The 21,094-nt window shown below is 72.2% G+C and carries 19 protein-coding genes; 3 read left to right on the forward strand and 16 right to left on the reverse strand.

What is annotated here, in order from left to right; all coding sequences use genetic code 11:
* The 6 genes from GTY56_RS15550 to GTY56_RS15575 form a co-directional block, all read right to left on the reverse strand.
* Nucleotides 1-2,756, reverse strand: a 2,756-nt coding sequence (locus GTY56_RS15550; RefSeq protein ID WP_161365952.1) for an ATP-binding protein, incomplete at its 3' end; no start/stop codon positions are given.
* 128 nt (nucleotides 2,757-2,884) lie between these two features.
* Nucleotides 2,885-3,070 carry a hypothetical protein gene (locus GTY56_RS15555; RefSeq protein WP_161365953.1) on the reverse strand — a complete coding sequence of 62 codons (186 nt, stop codon included), beginning with the start codon at nucleotides 3,068-3,070 and terminating at the stop codon, nucleotides 2,885-2,887.
* Between the two features lie 198 nt (nucleotides 3,071-3,268).
* Nucleotides 3,269-3,805: a hypothetical protein gene (locus tag GTY56_RS15560; protein WP_161365954.1), complete on the reverse strand. Its 537-nt coding sequence runs from the start codon at nucleotides 3,803-3,805 to the stop codon at nucleotides 3,269-3,271.
* Nucleotides 3,806-3,840: 35 nt separating this feature from the next.
* Nucleotides 3,841-4,413: a GNAT family N-acetyltransferase gene (locus GTY56_RS15565; RefSeq protein ID WP_161365955.1), complete on the reverse strand. Its 573-nt coding sequence runs from the start codon at nucleotides 4,411-4,413 to the stop codon at nucleotides 3,841-3,843.
* Complete coding sequence (locus GTY56_RS15570; protein ID WP_161365956.1) at nucleotides 4,391-6,637, reverse strand: MMPL family transporter; 2,247 nt, start codon at nucleotides 6,635-6,637, stop codon at nucleotides 4,391-4,393. Before GTY56_RS15570 ends, GTY56_RS15565 begins: the two co-directional genes overlap by 23 nt.
* A 158-nt stretch (nucleotides 6,638-6,795) precedes the next feature.
* Entirely contained in the window at nucleotides 6,796-7,137 is a 342-nt protein-coding gene (locus tag GTY56_RS15575; protein ID WP_161365957.1) for a hypothetical protein, read from the reverse strand.
* A gap of 192 nt (nucleotides 7,138-7,329) precedes the next feature.
* Between GTY56_RS15575 and GTY56_RS15580 the strand changes: the two genes are divergently transcribed.
* Complete coding sequence (locus GTY56_RS15580) at nucleotides 7,330-8,133, forward strand: SAM-dependent methyltransferase (RefSeq protein ID WP_161365958.1); 804 nt, start codon at nucleotides 7,330-7,332, stop codon at nucleotides 8,131-8,133.
* Nucleotides 8,134-8,195: 62 nt separating this feature from the next.
* Here GTY56_RS15580 and gatB read toward each other — a convergent pair whose 3' ends face one another.
* The 10 genes from gatB to GTY56_RS15630 all read right to left on the reverse strand — a co-directional run bounded on the left by gatB (nucleotide 8,196) and on the right by GTY56_RS15630 (nucleotide 19,786).
* The gene (gene gatB, locus GTY56_RS15585; protein WP_161365959.1) at nucleotides 8,196-9,710 is read right to left on the reverse strand and encodes an Asp-tRNA(Asn)/Glu-tRNA(Gln) amidotransferase subunit GatB; all 1,515 of its coding nucleotides are present in this window, start codon (nucleotides 9,708-9,710) and stop codon (nucleotides 8,196-8,198) included.
* A 16-nt stretch (nucleotides 9,711-9,726) separates the two neighbouring features.
* Complete coding sequence (locus GTY56_RS15590; protein WP_019329755.1) at nucleotides 9,727-9,966, reverse strand: hypothetical protein; 240 nt, start codon at nucleotides 9,964-9,966, stop codon at nucleotides 9,727-9,729.
* Complete coding sequence (gene gatA, locus GTY56_RS15595; protein ID WP_161365960.1) at nucleotides 9,963-11,456, reverse strand: Asp-tRNA(Asn)/Glu-tRNA(Gln) amidotransferase subunit GatA; 1,494 nt, start codon at nucleotides 11,454-11,456, stop codon at nucleotides 9,963-9,965. Before gatA ends, GTY56_RS15590 begins: the two co-directional genes overlap by 4 nt.
* Nucleotides 11,457-11,462: 6 nt before the next feature.
* Nucleotides 11,463-11,759: an Asp-tRNA(Asn)/Glu-tRNA(Gln) amidotransferase subunit GatC gene (gene gatC, locus GTY56_RS15600; protein ID WP_018531282.1), complete on the reverse strand. Its 297-nt coding sequence runs from the start codon at nucleotides 11,757-11,759 to the stop codon at nucleotides 11,463-11,465.
* A 125-nt stretch (nucleotides 11,760-11,884) separates the two neighbouring features.
* A complete protein-coding gene (locus GTY56_RS15605) occupies nucleotides 11,885-14,173 on the reverse strand; it encodes a putative bifunctional diguanylate cyclase/phosphodiesterase (protein WP_161365961.1) in 2,289 nt (762 codons plus the stop codon).
* Nucleotides 14,174-14,430: 257 nt separating this feature from the next.
* Nucleotides 14,431-16,626, reverse strand: a complete 2,196-nt coding sequence (gene ligA / locus GTY56_RS15610) for an NAD-dependent DNA ligase LigA (RefSeq protein ID WP_161365962.1) — start codon at nucleotides 16,624-16,626, stop codon at nucleotides 14,431-14,433.
* Between the two features lie 15 nt (nucleotides 16,627-16,641).
* Nucleotides 16,642-17,649 (reverse strand): uroporphyrinogen decarboxylase/cobalamine-independent methonine synthase family protein, encoded by a 1,008-nt coding sequence (locus GTY56_RS15615; protein WP_161365963.1) that lies wholly within the window; start codon nucleotides 17,647-17,649, stop codon nucleotides 16,642-16,644.
* A gap of 31 nt (nucleotides 17,650-17,680) precedes the next feature.
* Nucleotides 17,681-18,379: an SDR family oxidoreductase gene (locus GTY56_RS15620; protein ID WP_161365964.1), complete on the reverse strand. Its 699-nt coding sequence runs from the start codon at nucleotides 18,377-18,379 to the stop codon at nucleotides 17,681-17,683.
* Between the two features lie 64 nt (nucleotides 18,380-18,443).
* Complete coding sequence (locus GTY56_RS15625; protein WP_161365965.1) at nucleotides 18,444-18,983, reverse strand: LOG family protein; 540 nt, start codon at nucleotides 18,981-18,983, stop codon at nucleotides 18,444-18,446.
* The gene (locus GTY56_RS15630) at nucleotides 18,980-19,786 is read right to left on the reverse strand and encodes a class I SAM-dependent methyltransferase (protein WP_161365966.1); all 807 of its coding nucleotides are present in this window, start codon (nucleotides 19,784-19,786) and stop codon (nucleotides 18,980-18,982) included. The genes GTY56_RS15625 and GTY56_RS15630 overlap by 4 nt, the downstream gene beginning before the upstream one ends.
* 83 nt (nucleotides 19,787-19,869) lie before the next feature.
* On the opposite strand from GTY56_RS15630, the gene GTY56_RS15635 reads away from it, so the two are divergent.
* Nucleotides 19,870-20,193, forward strand: a complete 324-nt coding sequence (locus GTY56_RS15635; protein ID WP_161365967.1) for a DUF427 domain-containing protein — start codon at nucleotides 19,870-19,872, stop codon at nucleotides 20,191-20,193.
* 61 nt (nucleotides 20,194-20,254) lie between these two features.
* Entirely contained in the window at nucleotides 20,255-21,037 is a 783-nt protein-coding gene (locus GTY56_RS15640) for an alpha/beta fold hydrolase (RefSeq protein WP_161365968.1), read from the forward strand.
* The last annotated feature ends 57 nt before the right edge of the window (nucleotides 21,038-21,094 follow it).

The following is a 21,094-nucleotide window of genomic DNA, read 5'->3' on the forward strand; positions in this document are numbered from 1 at the left end:
CGCCGGCCGAGGGCGGTGGCGGCGTCGGCGAGCGGCCGGGCGCCGAGGTGGCGGGCGGCGGCGTGGGCGAGCCGGAGCAGTTCCGCGGCGCGCTCGCGCTCGTCCTCGCCGCCGCACGTCAGCAGGGACGCGGCCAGGCGGTAGCGGACGCGGGCGAGGTCGTAGGGCCGGCCCAGGGGTTCGAAGGCGGTGACCACCTCCGACCAGGTGTCCGGGGTGCTCCGGTCCGCGGCGCGGTGGAGTTCGGCGCGGACCCACTGTTCGTGGGCGTACCAGACGGGGGCGTGGGTGGTGAGGCGCTTCACGGCGGCGAGGATGCCGTCCAGGACCTGCTCGCGGCCGTCGCGGGCGGCGGGCAGCGCCCGGGCGTCGGCCTCGGCGGTGGCCGCCTGGAGCAGCAGCGGCCAGGCGTAGCGCTGAGTGCCGAGCGGGAAACCGGACTCCAGGGTGCGGGCCAGTTCGGCGCGGGCGTCGGCCAGGCGTCCCTCGGCGGCGGCGAGGGCGATGGTGAGGCGGGAGATCGGCAGGTCCTGCTGCGGCATGGGGTCGTGCGGACCGTAGGAGGCACGGGCCTCCGCGAGGTGGCGGGCGGCCTCGGCCGGCTCGCCGCGGGCGAGTGCGAGGAAGGCCAGGCTGTGAGCGCCGGATCCGTACGGAGCGGCCGTCCGGCCCAATCGCTGGGCGCTGACGGCCGCCTGTGCCGCCTCGTCCCAGCGGCCCAGGGAGATGAGCGACTCGGCGAGGTTGCCCCAGACCCAGCCCTCGGACTCGGTCAGTCCCATCCTGCCGGTGAGCCGCAACCCCTCGCGCAGGATGTCCACGGATTCCTCGGAGCGCCCGATGCCTTCCAGGGCGGAGGGCAGGTTGACATGGCTGCGGCCCACGACGACGGCGAGACCACGGGCGACGACGTCGTCCCTGACCTCGTACATGTGGGCCAGCCCGGCCTCGATCTGCCCGGCCTCGACCATGAGCCCGCCGAGGGTGAGCCGGGCGTTGGACTCGATCTCGTCGGCGCCCACCATGCGCGCGTACTCGACAGCCCGCTCGGCGGCCGTGAGGGTGTCGGGGCCGGGCTCGCGGAGCATGGACCAGTGGGCGGCCGTGGCCAGTACCTCGGCGTGCACCTCGGACGGTGGCAGGCCGCGGACCAGGTCCTGCGCGGTGGCGATCTCCTGCCAGCCGTCGCCCCGGGCGAGCCGCTGCACCAGCCGGGAGCGCTGGATCCAGAACCAGGCGGTGCGCAGGGGGTCGTTCTCCTGGTCCAGGAGGCGCAGTGCCCGCTTGGTGATCTTCAGGGCGCGTTCGCGCTCCCCGCAGAGCCGTCCGGCGACGGCCGCCTCGGCCAGCAGGTCCAGATAGCGCAGCGCGGTGGTGGCCGGGTCGCAGCCGCAGGGAGGGTAGACCTCGGCGTGGTCGACGGGGCGCAGAATCTCGCGTACGGCCTCGGGGGCGGCGTCCCACAGGTCCATCGCGCGTTCCAGAAGCCGGAGTTGCTCGGCGTAGGCGTGGCGGCGGCGGGCCTGGACGGAGGCTTCGAGGACGGCGGGCAGGGCCTTGGCGGCGTCGTGGGCGTGGTACCAGTAGCTGGCCAGGCGCGCCGCCCGCTGGTCGGCGGGGACGAGGGCCGGGTCGGACTCCAGGGCCTCGGCGTAGCGGCGGTTGAGGCGTGAGCGTTCGCCGGGGAGCAGGTCGTCGCTGACGGCCTCGCGGACCAGGGAGTGGCGGAAGCGGTAGCCGTCGTCGCCGGGTGCGGGGGCGAGGATGCCGGCGTTCACGGCGGCCCGCAGTGCCTCGATGAGGTCGTCCTCGGCGAGCCGGGCGACGGCGGACAGCAGCCGGTACTCGACGGTGGAGCCGCCCTCGGCGACGATCCGGGCGACCTGCTGGGCGGCCTCCGGCAGCCCTTCGACGCGGACGAGCAGCAGGTCGCGCAGGGAGTCGGTCAGGCCGGTGCGGCAGCCCTCGTGGGAGGCGACGGCGAGTTCCTCGACGAAGAAGGCGTTGCCGTCGGAGCGTTCGAAGATCGCGTCGACCTGGTCCGGCTCGGGTTCCTGGGCGAGGATCCCGGCGATCTGGCGGCCCACCTCGTCGCGGTTGAAGCGGGCGAGTTCCAGGCGGCGGATGGTGCGGAGCCGGTCCAGTTCGGCGAGGAGGGGGCGGAGCGGGTGGCGGCGGTGGATGTCGTCGGAGCGGTAGGTGGCGAGGACGACGAGGCGGCCCGTGCGCAGGGTGCGGAAGAGGTAGGAGAGCAGATGCCGGGTGGAGGCGTCGGCCCAGTGCAGGTCCTCCAGGGCGAGGACTACGGTGTGCTCGGCGGTGACGCGTTCCAGCAGGCGTGCGGTGAGCTCGAAGAGGCGGGCCACGGCGTCCTCGTCGTGCCGCCCGGCCCTCGACTCGCCGAGCTCGGGCAGCAGCCGGGCCAGTTCCTCCTCCTGGCCTGCGGCCGCGGCGGCCAGTTCGCCGGGGAGTTCGCGGCGCAGGGCACGCAGCGCGGTGGAGAAGGGGGCGAAGGGCAGCCCGTCGGCGCCGATCTCCACGCAGCCGCCGAGTGCGACCACCGCCTCGCGGCTGCGGGCGGCCGCGGCGAACTCCTCGACCAGGCGGGTCTTGCCGACTCCGGCCTCCCCGCCGATGAGCAGTGCCTGCGGCTCACCCTCGCGGGCGCGTACGAGTGCGTCGTGCAGCGTGCCCAGTTCCTCGGCACGGCCGACGAACACGGGGCTGACGGACCGGGTCTCCACGGCCCCGAGCATCGCACGCGGGTCCGGCAGTGCGGCACCGGTTTTCCGGGCAACGGCCGGAGCAGCGGCCTCCGTTCCGGCAGGAACGACGGCCGCTGCGTGTCGGACGGCCACGGCCGGGGCCGGTCCCGCCGCGGTGTTCACGCCGTCCGGGCGGACCGTGGCCGCCGGAAGAGGCGGCTATGGCTCTCGTGCTCGGCGGTGTCCGTGGTCGCCTGGTCACGGGCGCCGCGGCGGGCCCGGGCCGCCTCGCGGACCAGACGCTCGTGGTCGGCCCGGCGGATGAGGTCGGAGGTGCGCAGCTGCTGGAGCTCGTACTCGTGCATGGTGTGTCCTTCGAGGAGAGGCCGGTCACGGAGTGTTTCTCCGTGATGACCTCACTCTCGTCCCCCAGGCGGGGCCGCCACATCGGGAGAGTTCCGCATCTTCGGCGACGGGAGGGGCCTTAGACACGGCTGAGGGGCCTCAGGGGTTCCGTAAGGTGCTTACGGAACCGTCTGAGACCCCTCGGGAAACGCGTGCTCTCAGCTCGCGGACGGCAGTCCGAGCAGGACGCCTGTGTACTTGAGGACGGCCAGGAGCAGGCCGATGACGCCGAGCGCGACTCCCGCCCAGGCGACGGACTTGATCCAGGGGGCCTGGATCCGGCCCGGCGTGCCGAACGCGGGCCGGGCGAGCGTCACGACGCCGGTGACCAGCGCGATCAGCGCGAACAGGCCGCCCCACAGGGCCGTGGTCTGCCAGGCGTCGCCGTAGACGGCCTGGATCTGCTGGGCCACGCCCGCATTCTGGGCGGTCTCCAGCTGACCGATGAGGTTCTGACGCGCGGAGGCGACGGTGCCGATCCAGCTGCCGGTGAGGGAGACGACACCCAGGGCGGCGGAGACCACGGCGGCGGCACCCTGGCCGACGCCGGAGGGGCTCTCCTCCTTGGCCTGCGCGTCCTCGGCCGCGGCCGGGACCTCGGTCTCGGGCACCTCGTCGGACTTGGTGGTGTCCACCGCCTTCTCGTCGGTCGTGGCCTGGGTGGCCTCGGTCTCGTCCACTGCGTTCGTTGCCATGTCTCGCACCGTAGGGTCGCTGTCTGAGAAGTCTCTTAATGATCGTTGTGAGCGGCACGCGCGCGTGCGGCGCGCCACTCGGGTGCCAGCACCGACCAGACTTCGAGATCGTGCCGTAGGCCACCATAGGGGTGCGCCTCGCGCCGCACACCGTCCCGGGTCATGCCGAGGCGCCGTGCCACGTTCAGGCTGGGCCGGTTGCCGGAGGCGGCGACCCATTCGACGCGGTGGATGCCGCGCTGCTCGACGGCCCAGTCGATGAGGACCCGCATCGCGCGCGTGACCAGGCCGCGGCCCGTGGCGGCCGGCTCCAGCCAGCACCCGACCTCGCAGTTTCCGGTCGCCGCGTCGAAGTTCAGGAACAGCACCCCGCCCACCAGTGTCCCCTCCAGCCACAGACCGTGCAGGGAGCCGGTGTCCGCGGCGCGCATGTCGGCGTAGCGCTGGAGCTTGGCCAGGGCCGAGGGCAGGTCCGTCTCGGTCGTGCCGAACGGGATGTACTGACCGATGAACTCCCGCCCCCGCTCCAGGTGCGCCAGGAACTCCCCGGCGTGCCAGGGTTCCAGGGGCCTCAGCTCGGCGTCGTCACCCAGGGATATCGCGTACATCCCGCTGCCGCTCCTCCTCCGCCAGGACGTCCGCCACCTCGGCGTCCGTCGCGGCGGCCAGCCTCTCATGGGCGGCACGGCTCTCGGGCGGCTCGATGCTGATGCGTGGCATGCGCTTGTCCAGCCAGCGGGGCAGCCACCAGTTCGCGCCGCCGAGCAGGTGCATCAGGGCCGGGACGAGGAGGGTGCGCAGGACGAAGGCGTCCAGGGCGACCGCGGCGGCCAGGGCGATGCCGAACATGGCGATCACCCGGTCGCCGCTGAGGACGAAGGCCAGGAAGACGGAGATCATGATGACCGCCGCCGAGTTGATCACCCTGCTGGTCTCGGCGAGGCCGACGCGCACGGCACGCCGGTTGTCGCCGGTCTCCAGCCACTCCTCGTACATCCGGCTGACCAGGAAGACCTGGTAGTCCATGGAGAGGCCGAAGAGCACCGACACCATGATCACGGGCAGGAAGGGCTCGATGGGCCCGGCGCTGCCGAGGCCGAGCAGTTCGCTGCCCCAGCCCCACTGGAAGATCGCGACCACCACTCCGAAGGCCGAGGCCACGGCGGCGACGTTCATCGCGGCGGCCTTCAGCGGGATGCCGACGGAGCGGAAGGCGAGCAGGAGCAGCAGACAGCCCAGGCCGATGACGACCCCGACGAACACCGGCAGCTTGGAGACGATGACGTCGGCGAAGTCGTCGTAGCCGGCCGTCATGCCGCCCACCTGCACGTCGAGGGAGGTGCCCGCCTCGGCGCGCGGCAGTACCCCGTCGCGCAGCCGGTCGACGAGGTCGCTGGTGTCCTTGGACTGCGGGGAGGACTCCGGGACGACCGTGAGGTAGGCGGTGTGCCCGCCGGAGTCGAAGGTCACCGGGGTGACCGAGGCGACGCCGTCGGTGGTGCGGAGGGTGCCGTCGAGGTTGTCCAGGGCGAGCTTGTCGCCGGCCCCGTCGACCTTGGTGACGAGGGTGAGCGGGCCGTTCACGCCCGGGCCGAATCCGTCGGCGAGCAGGTCGTAGGCCTGGCGGGTGGTGGCCGTCTTCGGGCCGTTGCCCTGGTCGGAGGTGCCGAGGTGCAGGGAGAAGGTGGGCAGCGCGAGGACGCCCATGACGACCAGGGCGACCGCGCCGAGCACCTTGGGGTGGCGTTCCACGAAGGCCGACCAGCGGGCCGCGAAGCCGGTGGGCATCTCGGGTTCCGGGCCGTGCTCGGCCAGGCGGCGGCGCTCGCGGCGGCTGAGCGCGCGCATGCCGATGAACGACAGCAGGGCGGGCAGCAGGGTCACGGAGGCGGCGACGGTGAGGATCACCGTGAGGCTGGCCGCTATGGCGACGCCGTTGAGGAAGCTCAGCCGCAGGATCAGCATGCCGAGCAGCGCGATGCAAACGGTGGCACCCGCGAAGACGACCGCCCGTCCCGTGGTCGCGACGGCGTTCGTGGCGGCCTCGGTGACGGACAGGCCGCGTTTCAGCCCGCGCCGGTGCCGGGTGACGATGAACAGCGCGTAGTCGATGCCGACACCGAGCCCGACGAGCATGCCCAGCATCGGGGCGAAGTCCGCGACGGTCATGGCGTGGCCGAGCAGCACGATCCCGGCGTAGGCGGTGCCGACGCCGACCAGGGCGGTGGCGATGGGCAGCAGGGAGGCGGCGAGCGAGCCGAAGGCGAGGAACAGCACCACCGCGGCGACCAGCACGCCGACGATCTCGGCGAGGTGCCCGCCGGAGGACTCGGTGAGCGCGACGGCGCTGCCGCCCAGCTCCACCTGGAGTCCGTCGGTCTCGGCGCTCTTGGCGGTGTCGACGACGGCCCGGGCCTCGCCCTCGGCGATGTCCTCGGCCCGGTCGTCGAAGGTGACCGAGGCGTAGGCCGTGCGGCCGTCCTCGCTGATGCGGCCCGCGCCCGGCCCGTCGTAGGGGCTGGTGACCGAGGCCACCCCGGGGAGGTCCTCGATCCGGTCCAGGGCGCGGCTCATCGTCTGCTCGACGTCGGCGGCGCGGACGCTGCCGGAGGCGGTGTGCCAGACGACGGTGTCGCTGTCCCCGCCGAGCTGCGGGAAGCCCTCGTGCAGCAGCTCGGTGGCGCGGCCCGACTCGGTGCCCGGAACCTGGTAGTCGTTCGAGTACGTGGTGCCGGCGACGGCGGCACCGGCGGCGACCCCCGCGAACGCGAGGAGCCACAGCAGGACGCTGAGCAGACGGCGCTGGACACACCAGCGTGCGAGGGCTGCCACGAAACGTGCTCCCGGAGTTGCCTTGTGTGGATCTTTGGCCGGGAACAGTCGTACATGAACTGAACAGCCAGCAAAGAACGCATGAGCAATGCGCTGCCACTCTTACAAACGAACGAGATCATTTGTCGGTTTCGTGGGCTTATTCACAGCGGCCGGGCTCAGTCGAACTGGTCCCCCAGCGCCATCACCATCACGCCCGCGATCAGCAGCCACAGCGCGCGGCGGGTGCGGCCGCGCGAGCCCAGCGCGGCGGCGGCCGCGCAGACGGCGGCCCCGCTCGCGTAGGCGGCCGGGACGAGCGCCGACGCGGGGCCGGTGAGGCGAAGCACGGCTGCGGCGAGTCCCGCGAGGGTCAGCGCGGCACCGGTGGCGGCGGCCGTCCAGCGGGCCCGGCGCGCGGCCCCCTCGTCCTGCGCCGGGTCCCCGGCGTCGTCCTGCCCGGCGGCCGCCTCCGCGTCCGCCATCTCTGGATCGGTGCCGGAATCAGGACGTCCACTCATGGCCGAGACGGTAGCGCGCCGGGTGGCGAAAACCGGGTGCGGGGCCGGAGGGGCGGCTGTTAGCGTCCGCTGGTCCGAGGAACACCCGCGGCCCCCCCGCCGCCCGGCCGAAGCAGGTGCATTGTTTGACGGTCCGACCGAGCTCCTCCGCATCCCCTTTCTTCCTCAAGGACTCAAGGAGCCCGTTCACCGATGTCGGACATCACTTCCCGGACCCCGAACGACCCCCTCGCTGACCGTGTGAGCCACCCCGGCTACCCGCGCAGCAACGGCTACGACGCCCGCTGGACCATCGACAACCAGATGGGCCCGCATGCGCTGTGGCTGCTGGAGTGGCTGGCCCCCGCCCTGGGGCTCGACACCCTGAGCCCCGGCTCCCGCGTGCTCGACCTGGGCTGCGGCCGCGCCATGACGTCGGTCTTCCTCGCCAGGGAGTACGACGTCCAGGTCACCGCTGCCGACCTGTGGATCAAGCCCGACGAGAACGCCGGGCGCATCGCCGGGGCGGGCGTCGCCGACCGCGTCCTGCCCGTGCTCGCCGAGGCGCACGACCTGCCGTTCGGCGCGGACAGCTTCGACACGATCGTCTCGATCGACGCCTACCAGTACTTCGGCACCGACGATCTCTACCTGCCCCGCCTCACGCGGCTGCTGAAGCCCGGCGGGCGGATCGGCGTCGTCGTACCGGCGCTGCGCGAGGAGATCGACGGCGTCGAGCCGCCGGAGCACCTCAAGCCGTACTGGGAGCCGGACTTCTGGTGCTTCCACACCGCGGCGTGGTGGCGACGCCACTGGACCCGCAGCGGGGCCGTGGAGGTCGAGACCGCGGACTGGCTGGAGGACGGCTGGCGCGACTGGCTGCGCTGGTGCGAGGTCGTGGCCGAGGAGCACACGGACGAGTGGCACGTCCGGATGGCCGGCCAGTGCGCCGAGATGCTGCGCCTGGACCGGGGCGAGACGCTCGGCTTCGTCCGGGTCGTCGGCCGCCGCCCGTGAGCTGAACGTCGAGGGGGACGCACCGGTTCCGGTGCGTCCCCCTCGTCGGGTCCACGGGAGGGTCAGCCCTCGCTGACGCCCAGCTTCTGAAGGATCAGCTCCTTCACGCGGGCCGCGTCGGCCTGGCCGCGCGTCGCCTTCATGACCGCGCCGACCAGGGCGCCGGCCGCGGCCACCTTGCCGCCGCGGATCTTGTCCGCGACGCCCGGGTTGCCGGCGATGGCCTCGTCGACGGCGGCCGTCAGCGCACCCTCGTCGGAGACGACCTTCAGACCGCGCTGGTCGACGACCTCGTCCGGGGTGCCTTCGCCCGCGAGGACGCCCTCGATGACCTGCCGGGCCAGCTTGTCGTTCAAATCGCCCTTCGTGACGAGTTCGGTGACCCGGGCCACCTGCGCCGGCGTGATGGCCAGCTCGTCGAGGGCCTTGCCCGACTCGTTGGCGCTGCGGGCCAGCTCGCCCATCCACCACTTGCGGGCGGAGGCGGCGTCCGCCCCGGCCTCGATCGTGGCGACGATCGGCTCCAGCGCACCGGCGTTGAGGATCGCCTGCATGTCGGTGGCCGAGACGCCCCACTCCTCGCGGAGCCGGTTGCGGCGGACCAGCGGCAGCTCGGGCAGCCCGGCCCGGATCTCCTCGACCCAAGCACGGGACGGGGCGACCGGGACGAGGTCGGGCTCCGGGAAGTACCGGTAGTCCTCGGCCTCCTCCTTCACGCGGCCCGAGGTCGTCGACCCGGTGTCCTCGTGGAAGTGGCGGGTCTCCTGCACGATCGTGCCGCCGGACGACAGCACGGCCGCGTGCCGCTGGATCTCGAAGCGGGCCGCGCGCTCCACGGAGCGGAGCGAGTTGACGTTCTTCGTCTCCGAGCGCGTGCCGAACTTCTCGGTGCCGTGCGGGCGCAGCGACAGGTTCACGTCACAGCGCATCTGGCCCATCTCCATGCGGGCCTCGGAGACGCCGAGCGCCTTGATGAGCTCGCGCAGCTCACGGACGTAGGCCCGCGCGACCTCGGGGGCACGCTCGCCGGCGCCCTCGATCGGCTTGGTGACGATCTCGATGAGGGGGATGCCGGCGCGGTTGTAGTCCAGCAGGGAGTGGGACGCGCCGTGGATACGGCCGGTGGCGCCGCCGACGTGCGTCGACTTGCCGGTGTCCTCCTCCATGTGGGCGCGCTCGATCTCCACGCGGAAGGTTTCGCCGTCCTCCAGCTGCACGTCGAGGTAGCCGTTGAAGGCGATCGGCTCGTCGTACTGGGAGGTCTGGAAGTTCTTCGGCATGTCCGGATAGAAGTAGTTCTTCCGGGCGAAGCGGCACCACTCGGCGATCTCGCAGTTCAGCGCGAGGCCGATCTTGATGGCGGACTCGACGCCGGTCGCGTTGACGACCGGGAGCGCGCCGGGCAGGCCGAGGCAGACCGGGCAGGTCTGCGTGTTGGCCTCCTGGCCGAGGGCGGTCGAACAGCCGCAGAACATCTTGGTCTTGGTGCCGAGTTCGACATGGACCTCAAGGCCCATGACGGGGTCGTACGACGCGAGTGCGTCCTCGTACGACACCAGGTCGGTCGTGGTGGTCACGGTGAGTACTTCCCTCTCAGCCCAGCAGGACGTCGTCGTCGCCCAGCCGCTTCAGCTCGCGGTAGAGGATGGCCAGGTTGGTGACGACCGCGGCGCCGGTCACGACGGCGTCGAGCAGCCGCAGCGTGTCGTTGTCTCCGCGGGCCTTCTTGATCTGCTTGTAGACACCGACGGCGCCGAACGCCGACGTGGCCATCGAGACGTACAGACCGGACTTGGACTTCTTGAAGCCCTTGGCCTTGGACAGTGCGCTCACAGCGACGGAGCCTCCTCGATCAGCGGGTGGCCCCACTTTTCCACGAAGGCCGCCTCGACGGCTGCTCCCACCTTGTACAGGCGGTCGTCCTTCATGACGGGGGCGATGATCTGCAGGCCGACCGGGAGGTTGTCCTCCGGGGCGAGGCCGCACGGCAGCGACATGGCCGCGTTGCCCGCCAGGTTGGTCGGGATGGTGCACAGGTCGGCGAGGTACATCGCCATCGGGTCGTCGGCGCGCTCGCCGATCGCGAAGGCGGTGGTCGGGGTCGTCGGGGAGACGATCACGTCGACCTGCTCGAACGCCTTGTCGAAGTCCTGCTTGATGAGCGTGCGGACCTTCTGGGCGCTGCCGTAGTAGGCGTCGTAGTAGCCGCTCGACAGGGCGTACGTGCCGAGCATGATGCGGCGCTTGACCTCGGGGCCGAAGCCGGCCTCCCGGGTCAGGGAGGTGACCGCCTCGGCGGAGTTCGTGCCGTCGTCGCCGGTCCGCAGGCCGTAGCGCAGGCCGTCGAAGCGGGCGAGGTTGGAGGAGCACTCCGAGGGCGCGATCAGGTAGTACGCCGACAGCGCCAGGTCGAAGGACGGGCAGTCGAGCTCGACGATCTCGGCGCCCAGCTCCTTCAGCAGCTCGACGGACTCGTCGAACCGCTGGATGACGCCGGCCTGGTAGCCCTCGCCGCGGAACTGCTTGACGACGCCGACGCGCATGCCCTCGACGCTGCCGCCCAGGGCGGCCTCGACGACCGACGGGACGGGCTCGTCGATGGACGTGGAGTCGAGCGGGTCGTGCCCGGCGATGACCTCGTGCAGCAGCGCCGCGTCCAGGACCGTACGGGCGCAGGGCCCGCCCTGGTCGAGGGAGCTGGAGAAGGCGACCATGCCGTAGCGGGACACCGCGCCGTAGGTCGGCTTGACGCCGACCGTGCCGGTGACCGCGGCGGGCTGGCGGATGGAGCCGCCGGTGTCGGTGCCGATGGCGAGCGGGGCCTGGAAGGAGGCGAGCGCGGCGGACGAACCGCCGCCGGAGCCGCCGGGGATCTTGGTGAGGTCCCACGGGTTGCCGGTCGGGCCGTAGGCGCTGTTCTCGGTGGAGGACCCCATGGCGAACTCGTCCATGTTGGTCTTGCCGAGGATGACGACGTCCGCGGCCTTCAGCCGCTGGGTGACCGTCGCGTCGTACGGCGGGATCCAGCCTTCGAGGATCTTCGAACCGACGGTCGTGGGCACGCCCTCGGTGGTGAAGATGTCCTTCAGCGCCAGCGGTACGCCGGCCAGCGGGCCGAGCTTCTCGCCGCGCTCGCGCTTGGCGTCCACGGCACGGGCCTGGGCGAGGGCGCCCTCACGGTCGACGTGCAGGAAGGCGTGCACCTTCTCGTCGACGGCCTCGATGCGGGCGAGGTGGGCCTCGGTGACCTGCACCGCGGTGAGCTCGCCGGAGGCGATCCTCGCGGCGGTCTCGGCGGCGGTGAGCTTGATGATGTCCGTCATGACTTCTTAGTCCTCCCCCAGGATCTGCGGCACCTTGAAACGCTGCTGCTCCTGGGCCGGGGCGCCGGAGAGCGCCTGCTCGGGGGTGAGCGACGGACGGACCTCGTCCGCGCGCATGACGTTCGTCAGCGGGAGCGGGTGCGAGGTCGGCGGTACGTCTTGGTCGGCGACCTCACTGACGCGGGCGACCGCGCCGATGATGTCGTCCAGCTGTCCCGCGAAGTGGTCGAGCTCTTCGGGCTTCAGCTCCAGACGCGCCAGCCGGGCGAGGTGGGCGACCTCCTCGCGCGTGATGCCAGGCATGCAGCGATCCTCAGGGGTGAGTGAATGTGGTTTGGCCTAATCCTATGGGGCGGGAGGGCGTGCCCGTGAAACGGTTTGCCGGACCTTCGCGCCCCGGCCCTGCCGGGGCGCGTCGGGTTCCGTGACTAGCCGACCCGGCCCGAGTCGTCCGCGGCGGCCGCCGGCAGGGCGGCCCGGGGGCGCTGCCAGCCCCGTGAGCCCCGGGCGCGGAGCCAGGCCGTGGTCTCGTCCGGGGGCATGGCGGCGGCGACCAGCCAGCCCTGGACCGCGTCGCAGCCGAGGTCGCGCAGGCGTTCCCAGGTCTCGTCGTCCTCGACGCCCTCGGCGACGACGAGCAGGCCGAGGGAGTGGGCCAGGTCCACCGTGCAGCGGACGATCTCGGCGTCCTCGGCGTCGACCGCGAGGCGTGCCACGAACGAACGGTCGATCTTCAGCTCGCTGACCGGCAGCCGGCGCAGGTGTACCAGCGAGGAGTAGCCCGTGCCGAAGTCGTCGAGGGACATCTTCACGCCGTGCGCGGTCAGCTGGTTGAGGGTGTCGGCGGCGCGCTGCGGATCCTCCAGGAGGACGTGCTCGGTGATCTCCAGCTGGAGCGCTCCCGCCGGGACGCCGTGCCGGGCGAGCCGGGCGGCGACCGAGCCGGCGAAACCGGGGGTGTGCACGTCGCGCGGAGAGACGTTCACCGCGACCGGGACGAACAGGCCCTGCTCCCGCCAGTGCGCGACCTGGCCGAGCGCGGTCTCCAGCACGTACTCGGTGAGGTGGGGCATCAGGCCCGAGGACTCGGCGATCGCTATGAACTCGTCCGGCGGCACCTTGCCCCGCTCGGGGTGCACCCAGCGGACCAGGGCCTCCAGGCCCGCGACCTGCCCGTCGAAGCGGACCTTGGGCTGGTAGTGCAGATGCACCTCGTGCGCGTCGAGGGCGCGGCGCAGATCGCCCAGCAGGCCGAGGCGGTCGGGGGTGTTGGAGTCGCGCTTGGACTCGTAGACCTCGACGCCGGTGCGGTCCCGCTTCGCCTGGTACATCGCCACGTCCGCCCGCCGCAGCAGTCCTTCGGCGTCCAGGGCGTGGTCGGGGAAGACGGCGACCCCGGCGCTGGCCTCCAGGACGAGGGTGAGGCCGTCGAGGTCGAGGGGGGAGCTGAGGGCGGCGACCAGGGTGCGGGCGATCCGGGTCGCGGACGTCGTGGAGTCGGCGACCGGCAGTAAGACCGCGAATTCGTCCCCGCCGAGCCGGGCGGCCTCGGCCCCGCGCGGCAGCGCCACCCGCAGCCGGTCGGCGATCTGCAACAGCAGCCGGTCACCGGCGAGATGACCGAGTGTGTCGTTGACCGACCGGAACCGGTCGAGGTCGATCAGCATGAGGGCGGCGCGGGCGTCGATCCGCTCCGCGTCGTCCAGCGCGGTCCAGATGCGCTCCAGCAGCCACTGGCGGTTGGGCAGCCCGGTCAGCGGGTCGCGCAGCTGTTCCTCCGCGCGGGCCCGGGCTATCCACAGGGTGGAGTCCAGGGCGATCAGGGGGATGGAGAACAGCGGCAGCAGGATCGGCTTGGCCACGGCGACCACGCAGACCAGCGGCGCGATGCCGAGCAGCGCGACGGCGACCAGACCCTGCCTGACCAGGGCGGTGCGGGCGACGGTGGGCAGCCCGGGGCGCGGGGCGTGCAGGTACCAGAGCAGGACGCGGGTGACCATCAGGTAGGCGACGGCGACCAGGGCCACCTGGGGTGCGGTGGCGAGCGTCCAGGCGGCGGGGTCCGCCGGGGACTCGACGGACGGCACGGTTCCGAAGACGGCCAGCACGAGCGCCCCGGCGCCGATGCCGAGGAGGTCGACGGCGCCGTGCAGCACGCCCTGACGCCAGCGGTTGCGGCGGGCTACGCCCACCAGCACGACGACCGTGAGGCTGACCATGCCGGCCGGTACCCAGCCGTAGAGCAGCAGCACGGCCAGGGTGAGGGCGGCGCCCGAGCCGGTGCCGCCCCACCAGCGGGAGCGGCCCAGCATGACGAGATGGCCGACGATGATGCCGGTCAGCACGGCCAGCGCCCAGCCGGCCGTGCCCGACGGGAACAGCGCGTGGCCCCCGGTGAAGGCGCGGTAGAAACCGGCGCCCAGGACGAAGCCGGCCGCCGCGACGACGGCCGCGGGCAGCGCGGGCCAGGACTGGTGCCGTTCGCCGTCAGGGTCGTCGGTGCCGGCGGGCAGGGGGGTGTGTTCGGTGATCGGCTGTGCGCCGGGGCCGTCCACGGCGCGCCCCCCGTCACCCCGCGCGTCCGGGGTGTACTGTCCGACGGCGCGCACCTCCGCTCCCGGACGCCCCGCCGGCCGCACGGCCCCACGGACTGCACGCCACGCGACCGCCACACGGCGCAGCCGTGAGCCCGGCACGGCGCTCTCGGTCGGTTCCATTCCCGTCCCTCTCACAGCCGGCGGTGCCCACGCCCCGCGGCCCGGTGCCCGACATCCCTCAACGGCCCGCGCCCGAAAACCCTTCCCCGCGCTCTTGCGAACACGAGGATGCCCCGACCGCAGCTGGGCACGGCAGGCGCACATCTCAACAGTAGGCCGCAGAAGGCTTCCACGGGCAGCGGTCGCCGACGGTTGCCCGAATGCGCCCCGGCCACCCGTATGCATCTGGTATGCGCCGAACGGGTGGCCTTCAACCGCTACTCCTCGGCCGAAAGGGCGACTTCGGCCGCGGCTTGCTGCCCCTGCTCCAGCAGGACGCCGAAACCGTCCTCGTTCAGGACCGGAACCTTCAGCTGCATCGCCTTGTCGTACTTGGATCCGGGGCTGTCACCGACGACGACGAACGACGTCTTCTTCGAAACGGAGCCGGTCACCTTCGCTCCGCGGCTCTGCAGCGCCTCCTTGGCGCCGTCCCGGGTGAAGTGTTCGAGGGTGCCGGTGACGACCACGGTGAGACCTTCGAGCGGGCGCGGCCCCTCGTCCTCGCCGGTGCTCTCGGCCTCCATGCGGACGCCCGCGGCCTTCCACTTGCGGATGATGTCGCGGTGCCAGTCCTCGGCGAACCACTGCTTGAGGGAGGCGGCGATGGTCGGTCCGACGCCCTCGGTGACCGCCAGCTCCTCCTCCGTGGCCTGGTCGATGCGCTCGATCGAGCGGAACTCGCGGGCCAGCGCCTCGGCCGCCACGGGTCCGACGTGACGGATCGACAGACTGGTGATGACACGGGCCAGGGGGCGCTCCTTGGCCGCGGCGATGTTCTCCAGCATGGCGACCGCGTTCTTGCGGGGCTCACCCTGCTGGTTGGCGAAGATCGTGGCGACCTTCTCCTCGCCGGTCTTCGGGTCGCGCTTGGGCAGCCCGCTGTCCGGGTCGAGGACGTACGCCTTGATGGGCAGCAGCTGCTCGATGGTGAGGTCGAACAGGTCGCCCTCGTCGGCCAGCGGCGGGTCCTTGGGCTCCAGCGGGGCGGTGAGGGCGGCGGCGGCGACATAGCCGAAGTGCTCGATGTCCAGCGCCTTGCGGCCCGCGAGGTAGAACAGGCGCTCGCGCAACTGGGCAGGGCAGGTGCGGGCGTTGGGGCAGCGCAGGTCGACGTCACCCTCCTTCATCGGCCGTAGTGCCGTGCCGCACTCGGGGCACTCGCCCGGCATCACGAACTCGCGCTCGGTGCCGTCGCGCAGGTCGGCGACGGGGCCGAGGATCTCCGGGATGACGTCACCGGCCTTGCGCAGCACGACCGTGTCCCCGATGAGGACGCCCTTGGCCTTGACCACGTCCTGGTTGTGCAGCGTGGCGAACTCGACCTCGGAGCCCGCGACCGTGACCGGCTCGACCTGGGCGTAGGGGGTGACGCGGCCGGTGCGGCCCACGCCCACGCGGATGTTGACGAGCTTGGTGTTGACCTCCTCCGGCGCGTACTTGTACGCGATCGCCCAGCGCGGGGCGCGCGAGGTGGAGCCGAGGCGGCCCTGGAGGGGGATCTGGTCGAGCTTGACGACGACGCCGTCGATCTCGTGCTCGACGGAGTGGCGGTTCTCGCCGAAGTAGGCGATGAACTCCCGGACGCCTTCCAGGCCGTCGACCACCTTGTTGTGCCGGGAGGTGGGCAGGCCCCACGTCTTGAGCAGGTCGTAGGCCTGGGAGAGGCGGGTCAGGCCGGTGAAGCCCTCCAGGGCGCCGATGCCGTGGACCACCATGTGCAGGGGGCGGGTGGCGGTGACGCGCGGGTCCTTCTGGCGCAGGGAACCGGCCGCCGCGTTGCGCGGGTTGGCGAAGGGCTTGTCACCGGCCTCGACGAGACGGGCGTTGAGCTCCTGGAACTTCTCCATCGGGAAGTAGACCTCGCCGCGGATCTCCACGAGGTCCGGCACGCGGTCGCCCTTGAGGCGCTCGGGGATCTCGGCGATGGTCCGGACGTTCGGTGTGATGTCCTCGCCGGTGCGGCCGTCACCGCGGGTCGCCGCGCGGGTGAGGCGGCCGTGCTCGTAGGTGAGGTTCACCGCGAGGCCGTCGACCTTGAGCTCGCACAGGAAGTGGTAGGCCTGTTCACCCAGTTCCCTGGCGATGCGTTCCGTCCAGGCGGCCATCTCCTCGTCGTTGAACGTGTTGTCGAGGGAGAGCATGCGCTGTCGGTGCTCGACGGCGGTGAACTCCGTCTCGTACGACCCGGCGACCTTCTGGGTCGGCGAGTCCGGCGTGCGCAGCTCCGGGTGCTCCTCCTCCAGCGCCTCCAGGGAACGCAGCAGCTGGTCGAACTCCGCGTCGCTGACGACGGGAGCGTCCTTCACGTAGTAGCGGAAGCGGTGCTCCTCGATCTGCTCCGCGAGGCGCGCGTGCTTCTCCCGTGCCTCGGCGGGCACCGTCGTCGTCTCCGCTTGCTTGTCGCCGGCCACCGTGTCGTCCTCCCGTTACTCTGGGTTGTCCGCGAGGGATCTCGCCGCCCGGGCACAGTGCGCGAGGGCCGTGCGCGCGTACCCCGGGGAGGCCCCCGCGAGTCCGCACGCCGGGGTGACCGTGACCGCCTCCGCGAGCAGCCCCGGAGACAGCCCCAGCCTGCGCCACAGCGTCCTGACACCCATGACGCTACCGGCAGGGTCTGACAATGGGCCCTCGGTGCCCGGGACGACACCGGTGAAGAGCCGGGTGCCGCCCTCCACGGCCTCCCCGATCGCCTCGTCGTCACGCTCGGTGAGCGGGGAGAAGTCGAAGGAGACGGCGGCCGCTCCGGCCCGGCGGAGCAGGGCGAACGGCACGTCCGGGGCGCAGGAGTGGACCACGACCGGGCCGGAGGTGTGCACCCCGACGAGGTCGCGCAGCGTCTGCTCGACGACCTGCCGGTCGACGGCCCGGTGGGTGCGGTAGCCGCTGGCGCTCTTCACCTGCCCGCGCAGGACGGCCGTCAGCGACGGCTCGTCGAGCTGGAGGACGAGCTGCGCGCCGGGGATCCGTCGCCGCAGTTCGGCCAGGTGCTGGCGCAGTCCCTCGGCGAGGGAGGCGGCGAGGTCGCGGCAGGCGCCGGCGTCGGAGAGGGCCGCCTCGCCGTTCCTGAGCTCCAGGTTGGCGGCGAGGGTCCACGGGCCGACGGCCTGGACTTTCAGCGGCCCCTCGTACTCCTGCGTGAACTCCTCCAGGGCGTCGAGGTCCTCGCCGAGCCAGGAGCGGGCGCGCCTGGTGTCCCGGCCCGGCCGGTCCCCGAGCCGCCAGCCGCTGGGCTCGACGCGCGCGTACAGCTCGACGAGCAGGCCGGCGGTCCGCCCGATCATGTCCGCGCCGGGGCCCCGGGCGGGCAGTTCGGGCAGGAAGGGGAAGTCCTCGAAGGTGCCGGTGACGGTCTTGGCGGCCTCACGGGCGTCGCCGCCCGGCATGGATCCCACACCGGTGGCGGCGCCGAACCTGAACTGGCTGTTTTCGCTCACCGGAGAAGCCTACGCAGCCCCTCTGCCGGCGTCAGCCTCCCGGGCGCACGGTGAGGTCGTTGACCTCCGCGTCCCTCGGCAGATCCAGGGCCATCACGATCGTCGTGGCGACCGACTCCGGGTCGATCCACTTCGAGGCGTCGTACTCCTTGCCCTCCTGCTGGTGGACCTTGGCCTGCATGGGGCTGGCCGTGCGGCCCGGGTACACCGAGGTGACGCGGATCCCGTTGCCGTGCTCCTCGTGGCGCAGCGAGTCGGCGAGGGCCTTCAGGCCGTGCTTGGAGGCGGCGTAGGCGGACCAGCCGGCGTGGGCGTTGAGTCCTGCTCCGGAGTTGACGAAGAGCACGTGGCCGCGGGCGGCGCGCAGTTGGGGCAGGAAGTGGCGGGTCAGCTCGGCGGGGGCGATCAGGTTGACGTCGATCTGGCGGCGCCAGGCCTTCGGGGTGAGCTCACCGACCGTTCCGAGGTCGACGACGCCGGCGATGTGCAGCAGCGAGTCCACGCGGTCCGGCAGCGACTGGTGGGAGAAGGCCCACGAGAGCCGGTCGGGGTCGGCGAGATCGCCGACCAGGGTCCGCGCCCCGGGGAACTCGGCCGCCAGTTCCTTCGCGCGGCCCGCGTCGCGCGCGTGCAGCACGAGGTCGTCCCCGCGCGCGTGCAGGCGGCGGGCCACGGCCGCGCCGATGCCGGAGCCGGCTCCGGTGATCACATGAGTAGCCATGTCCGCCATGCTCGCATCAGCGCCGGGGCATGGCTGCCCCGGCTCTCCCGCCGTGCTCCCGTCAGCAGTCGGCCTACTCGATCCCCCGGCTCTCCTCCAGGTACGCCAGCGCCCCCACCGGCTCCTCGGCGAAGAACACCAGGTCGGTCAGGGGCCGGGGCAGGAAGCCCTCGGCGTCCATGCGGCGGAACTGCTCCTTCAGGCCGTCGTAGAAGCCCGCGGTGTTGAGCAGGACCACCGGCTTGTCGGTGTGCCCGTGCTTCTTCAACTCCAGGATCTCGGTCGCCTCGTCGAGCGTGCCCGTGCCGCCGACCATGATCACCACGGCGTCGGCCCGCTCCAGGAGCAGCTTCTTGCGCTCGGCGAGGTCCTTGGCGACGACCATCTCGTCGACGCCCGGGCGGGCCTTGGACGCGAGGAACTGCACGGAGACGCCGGCCAGCCGGCCACCCGCCTCCTGCACCCCGTCGGCGACCACCTTCATCAGGCCGACGTCGGAGCCGCCCCACACGAGCGTGTGACCGCCCTTGCCCAGCAGCGTGGCGAACTCCCGCGCGGGGCGGGTGTAGCGCTCGTCGAGGTCGGCGGCGGACAGGAAGACACAGATGTTCATGAACCCACCGTACGGGCCCGGTCCGCCGCGGTGGTGAGCCGCATTTTGGACTGCCGGTGCGGCAGGCGCTCCCAGTCGTCCATGAACCGCGCGTCCAGGCCGTGCCGCGCGGCGAGGTCGGTGAGGGTCCGCGTCCGGTAGTAGAAGTCCTCGTGCAGGACCTGGTGCTCCTCGCCTTCGGTGCGGTCGAAGGTGAAGTCGAAGAACCCGCCGGGCGCGAGGACCCGGCCGACGTTCGCGAAGCACTCCTCGATGACGTGCAGCGGCGAGTGCGAGAAGACGCTGTGCGCGTGCACGACGTCGAAGTGGGCGTCCGGCAGGAAGGCGAAGGTGAGGTCCCGGGAGAGCGCCAGGTAGGGCAGCTTGGGCTGGAGCTTCTCGGCCACGAGGGTGTCCTGGGCGGCGAGCAGGATGTGCGGCGAGATGTCGATGCCGTAGTAGTGCCCGGTGTCGAGGTGGTCGATGAACAGGCGTCCGGCGCGCAGGTTGCCGCAGCCGATCTCCAGCATCCGGTGGTGCGGCCGCAGGCCGTGGCCGACCAGGTAGTCGAACTGCATGCGCCCGATCCGGGCCCACTGCTCGCGCGAGGGGTTGTGCCCGACCGCCGCCTCGGCGCTGCGGGCTGCGTCCGACGCCATCACGGCCCGGTAGTAGGCGATGTGGTCGGGGTGGCGCAGCCTCAGCCATGCGTCGCGCACCGCACGGCGAGCGTGCGCGGGCACGCGCTCCGGGTGGTGCAGGGCGTACCGGACCTGGTGGAGCAGGCGGGAGCGGTTTCCGGCAGCCGGTTCCTTGGCGCGCATGGGGCCTCCTCCTGCGGCGAGGGAAGAACTCCGCTTCAGCCTGCGCTGTACGGGAGGAGTCGGCTACCCGAGGAGGGACGATCGTGACGACAGGGCATCGCATCACCATCGAGCGCAGCGACCGGCACGTGCGCGTGGTGCACGGCGGGCAGGTGCTGGCGGAGAGCGACCGGTCGCTGGTGCTGCGCGAGACGGGCTGTCCCGAGCGGTACTACATCCCGCCGGAGGACGTGGCGCTGGACCTGCTGACGGCGTCCGACGCGCAGACGTACTGCCCGTTCAAGGGCACCGCCTCCTACTGGTCCCTGCCGGACGCGGAGAACCTCGTCTGGGCGTATCCGGACCCCAAGCCGGACGTCGCCGTGATCAAGGACCACCTGTGCTTCTACGAGGTGGAAGTGTTCTGATCGGCTGACGCGCCGCCCGCCTCATCGATGAACACCGCGGCGTGCGGCAGTCTGCATGAGCATGGACAAGAAGATCCTTTCGCGCGACGGCACCCGCATCGCCTACGAGAGCACCGGCCGCGGCCCCGCGGTCGTCCTGGTGAGCGGTGCGATGTCGACGGGCGGCACCCTGGCGCCGCTCGCCGTGTCGCTCTCGGAGCGTTTCCAGGCCGTGGTGTACGACCGCCGGGGCCGCGGCGCCAGCGCGGACACCGCGCCGTACGCCGTGGAGCGTGAGGTCGAGGACCTGGCCGCGGTGATCGAGGCGGTGGGTGGCGAGGCGCTCCTGTACGGCATCTCCTCGGGCGGCGCTCTGGCGCTGGAGGCGGCGGCGAGCGGACTGCCGGTGCGGCGCGTGGCCGTCTACGAGGCACCCTTCGCGATGTCCGAGGAGGGTGCCAGAGAGCGTGCGCAGTACACCGAGCGGCTGACGGAGGCGCTGGGCGAGGGGCGGCGCGGCGACGCGGTCGAGCTGTTCCTGCGGCTGACCGGTCTGGCCGAGGGGATGATCCAGGGCGCCCGCCAGTCCCCCATGTGGGCCGGGATGGAGGCGATGGCCACGAGCCTCGCCTACGACGACGCCGTGATGGGTGACGGCACCGTCCCCCGCTCCCGGCTGGGCTCGGTCGGCGTACCCGTCCTGGCGGTCGCGGGCGACGCGAGCCCCTCGTGGCTGCGCGAGGCGGCCCGGGCGATCGCGGACTCGGTCCCCGAGGGCGCGTACCGCACGCTCCAGGGGCAGACGCACATGGTCGAGCCGAACGTGCTGGCGCCGGTGCTGACGGAGTTCTTCAGCCGGGACTGAGGCGGGCGGCGCGCGGGCACGCGCGCGTGGAGCCCGCCTCCTGGTCCCCCGGCGGGA

Origin of the sequence: Streptomyces sp. SID5643 (assembly GCF_009872555.1) — a bacterium.
Lineage (GTDB): Bacteria > Actinomycetota > Actinomycetes > Streptomycetales > Streptomycetaceae > Streptomyces > Streptomyces iakyrus.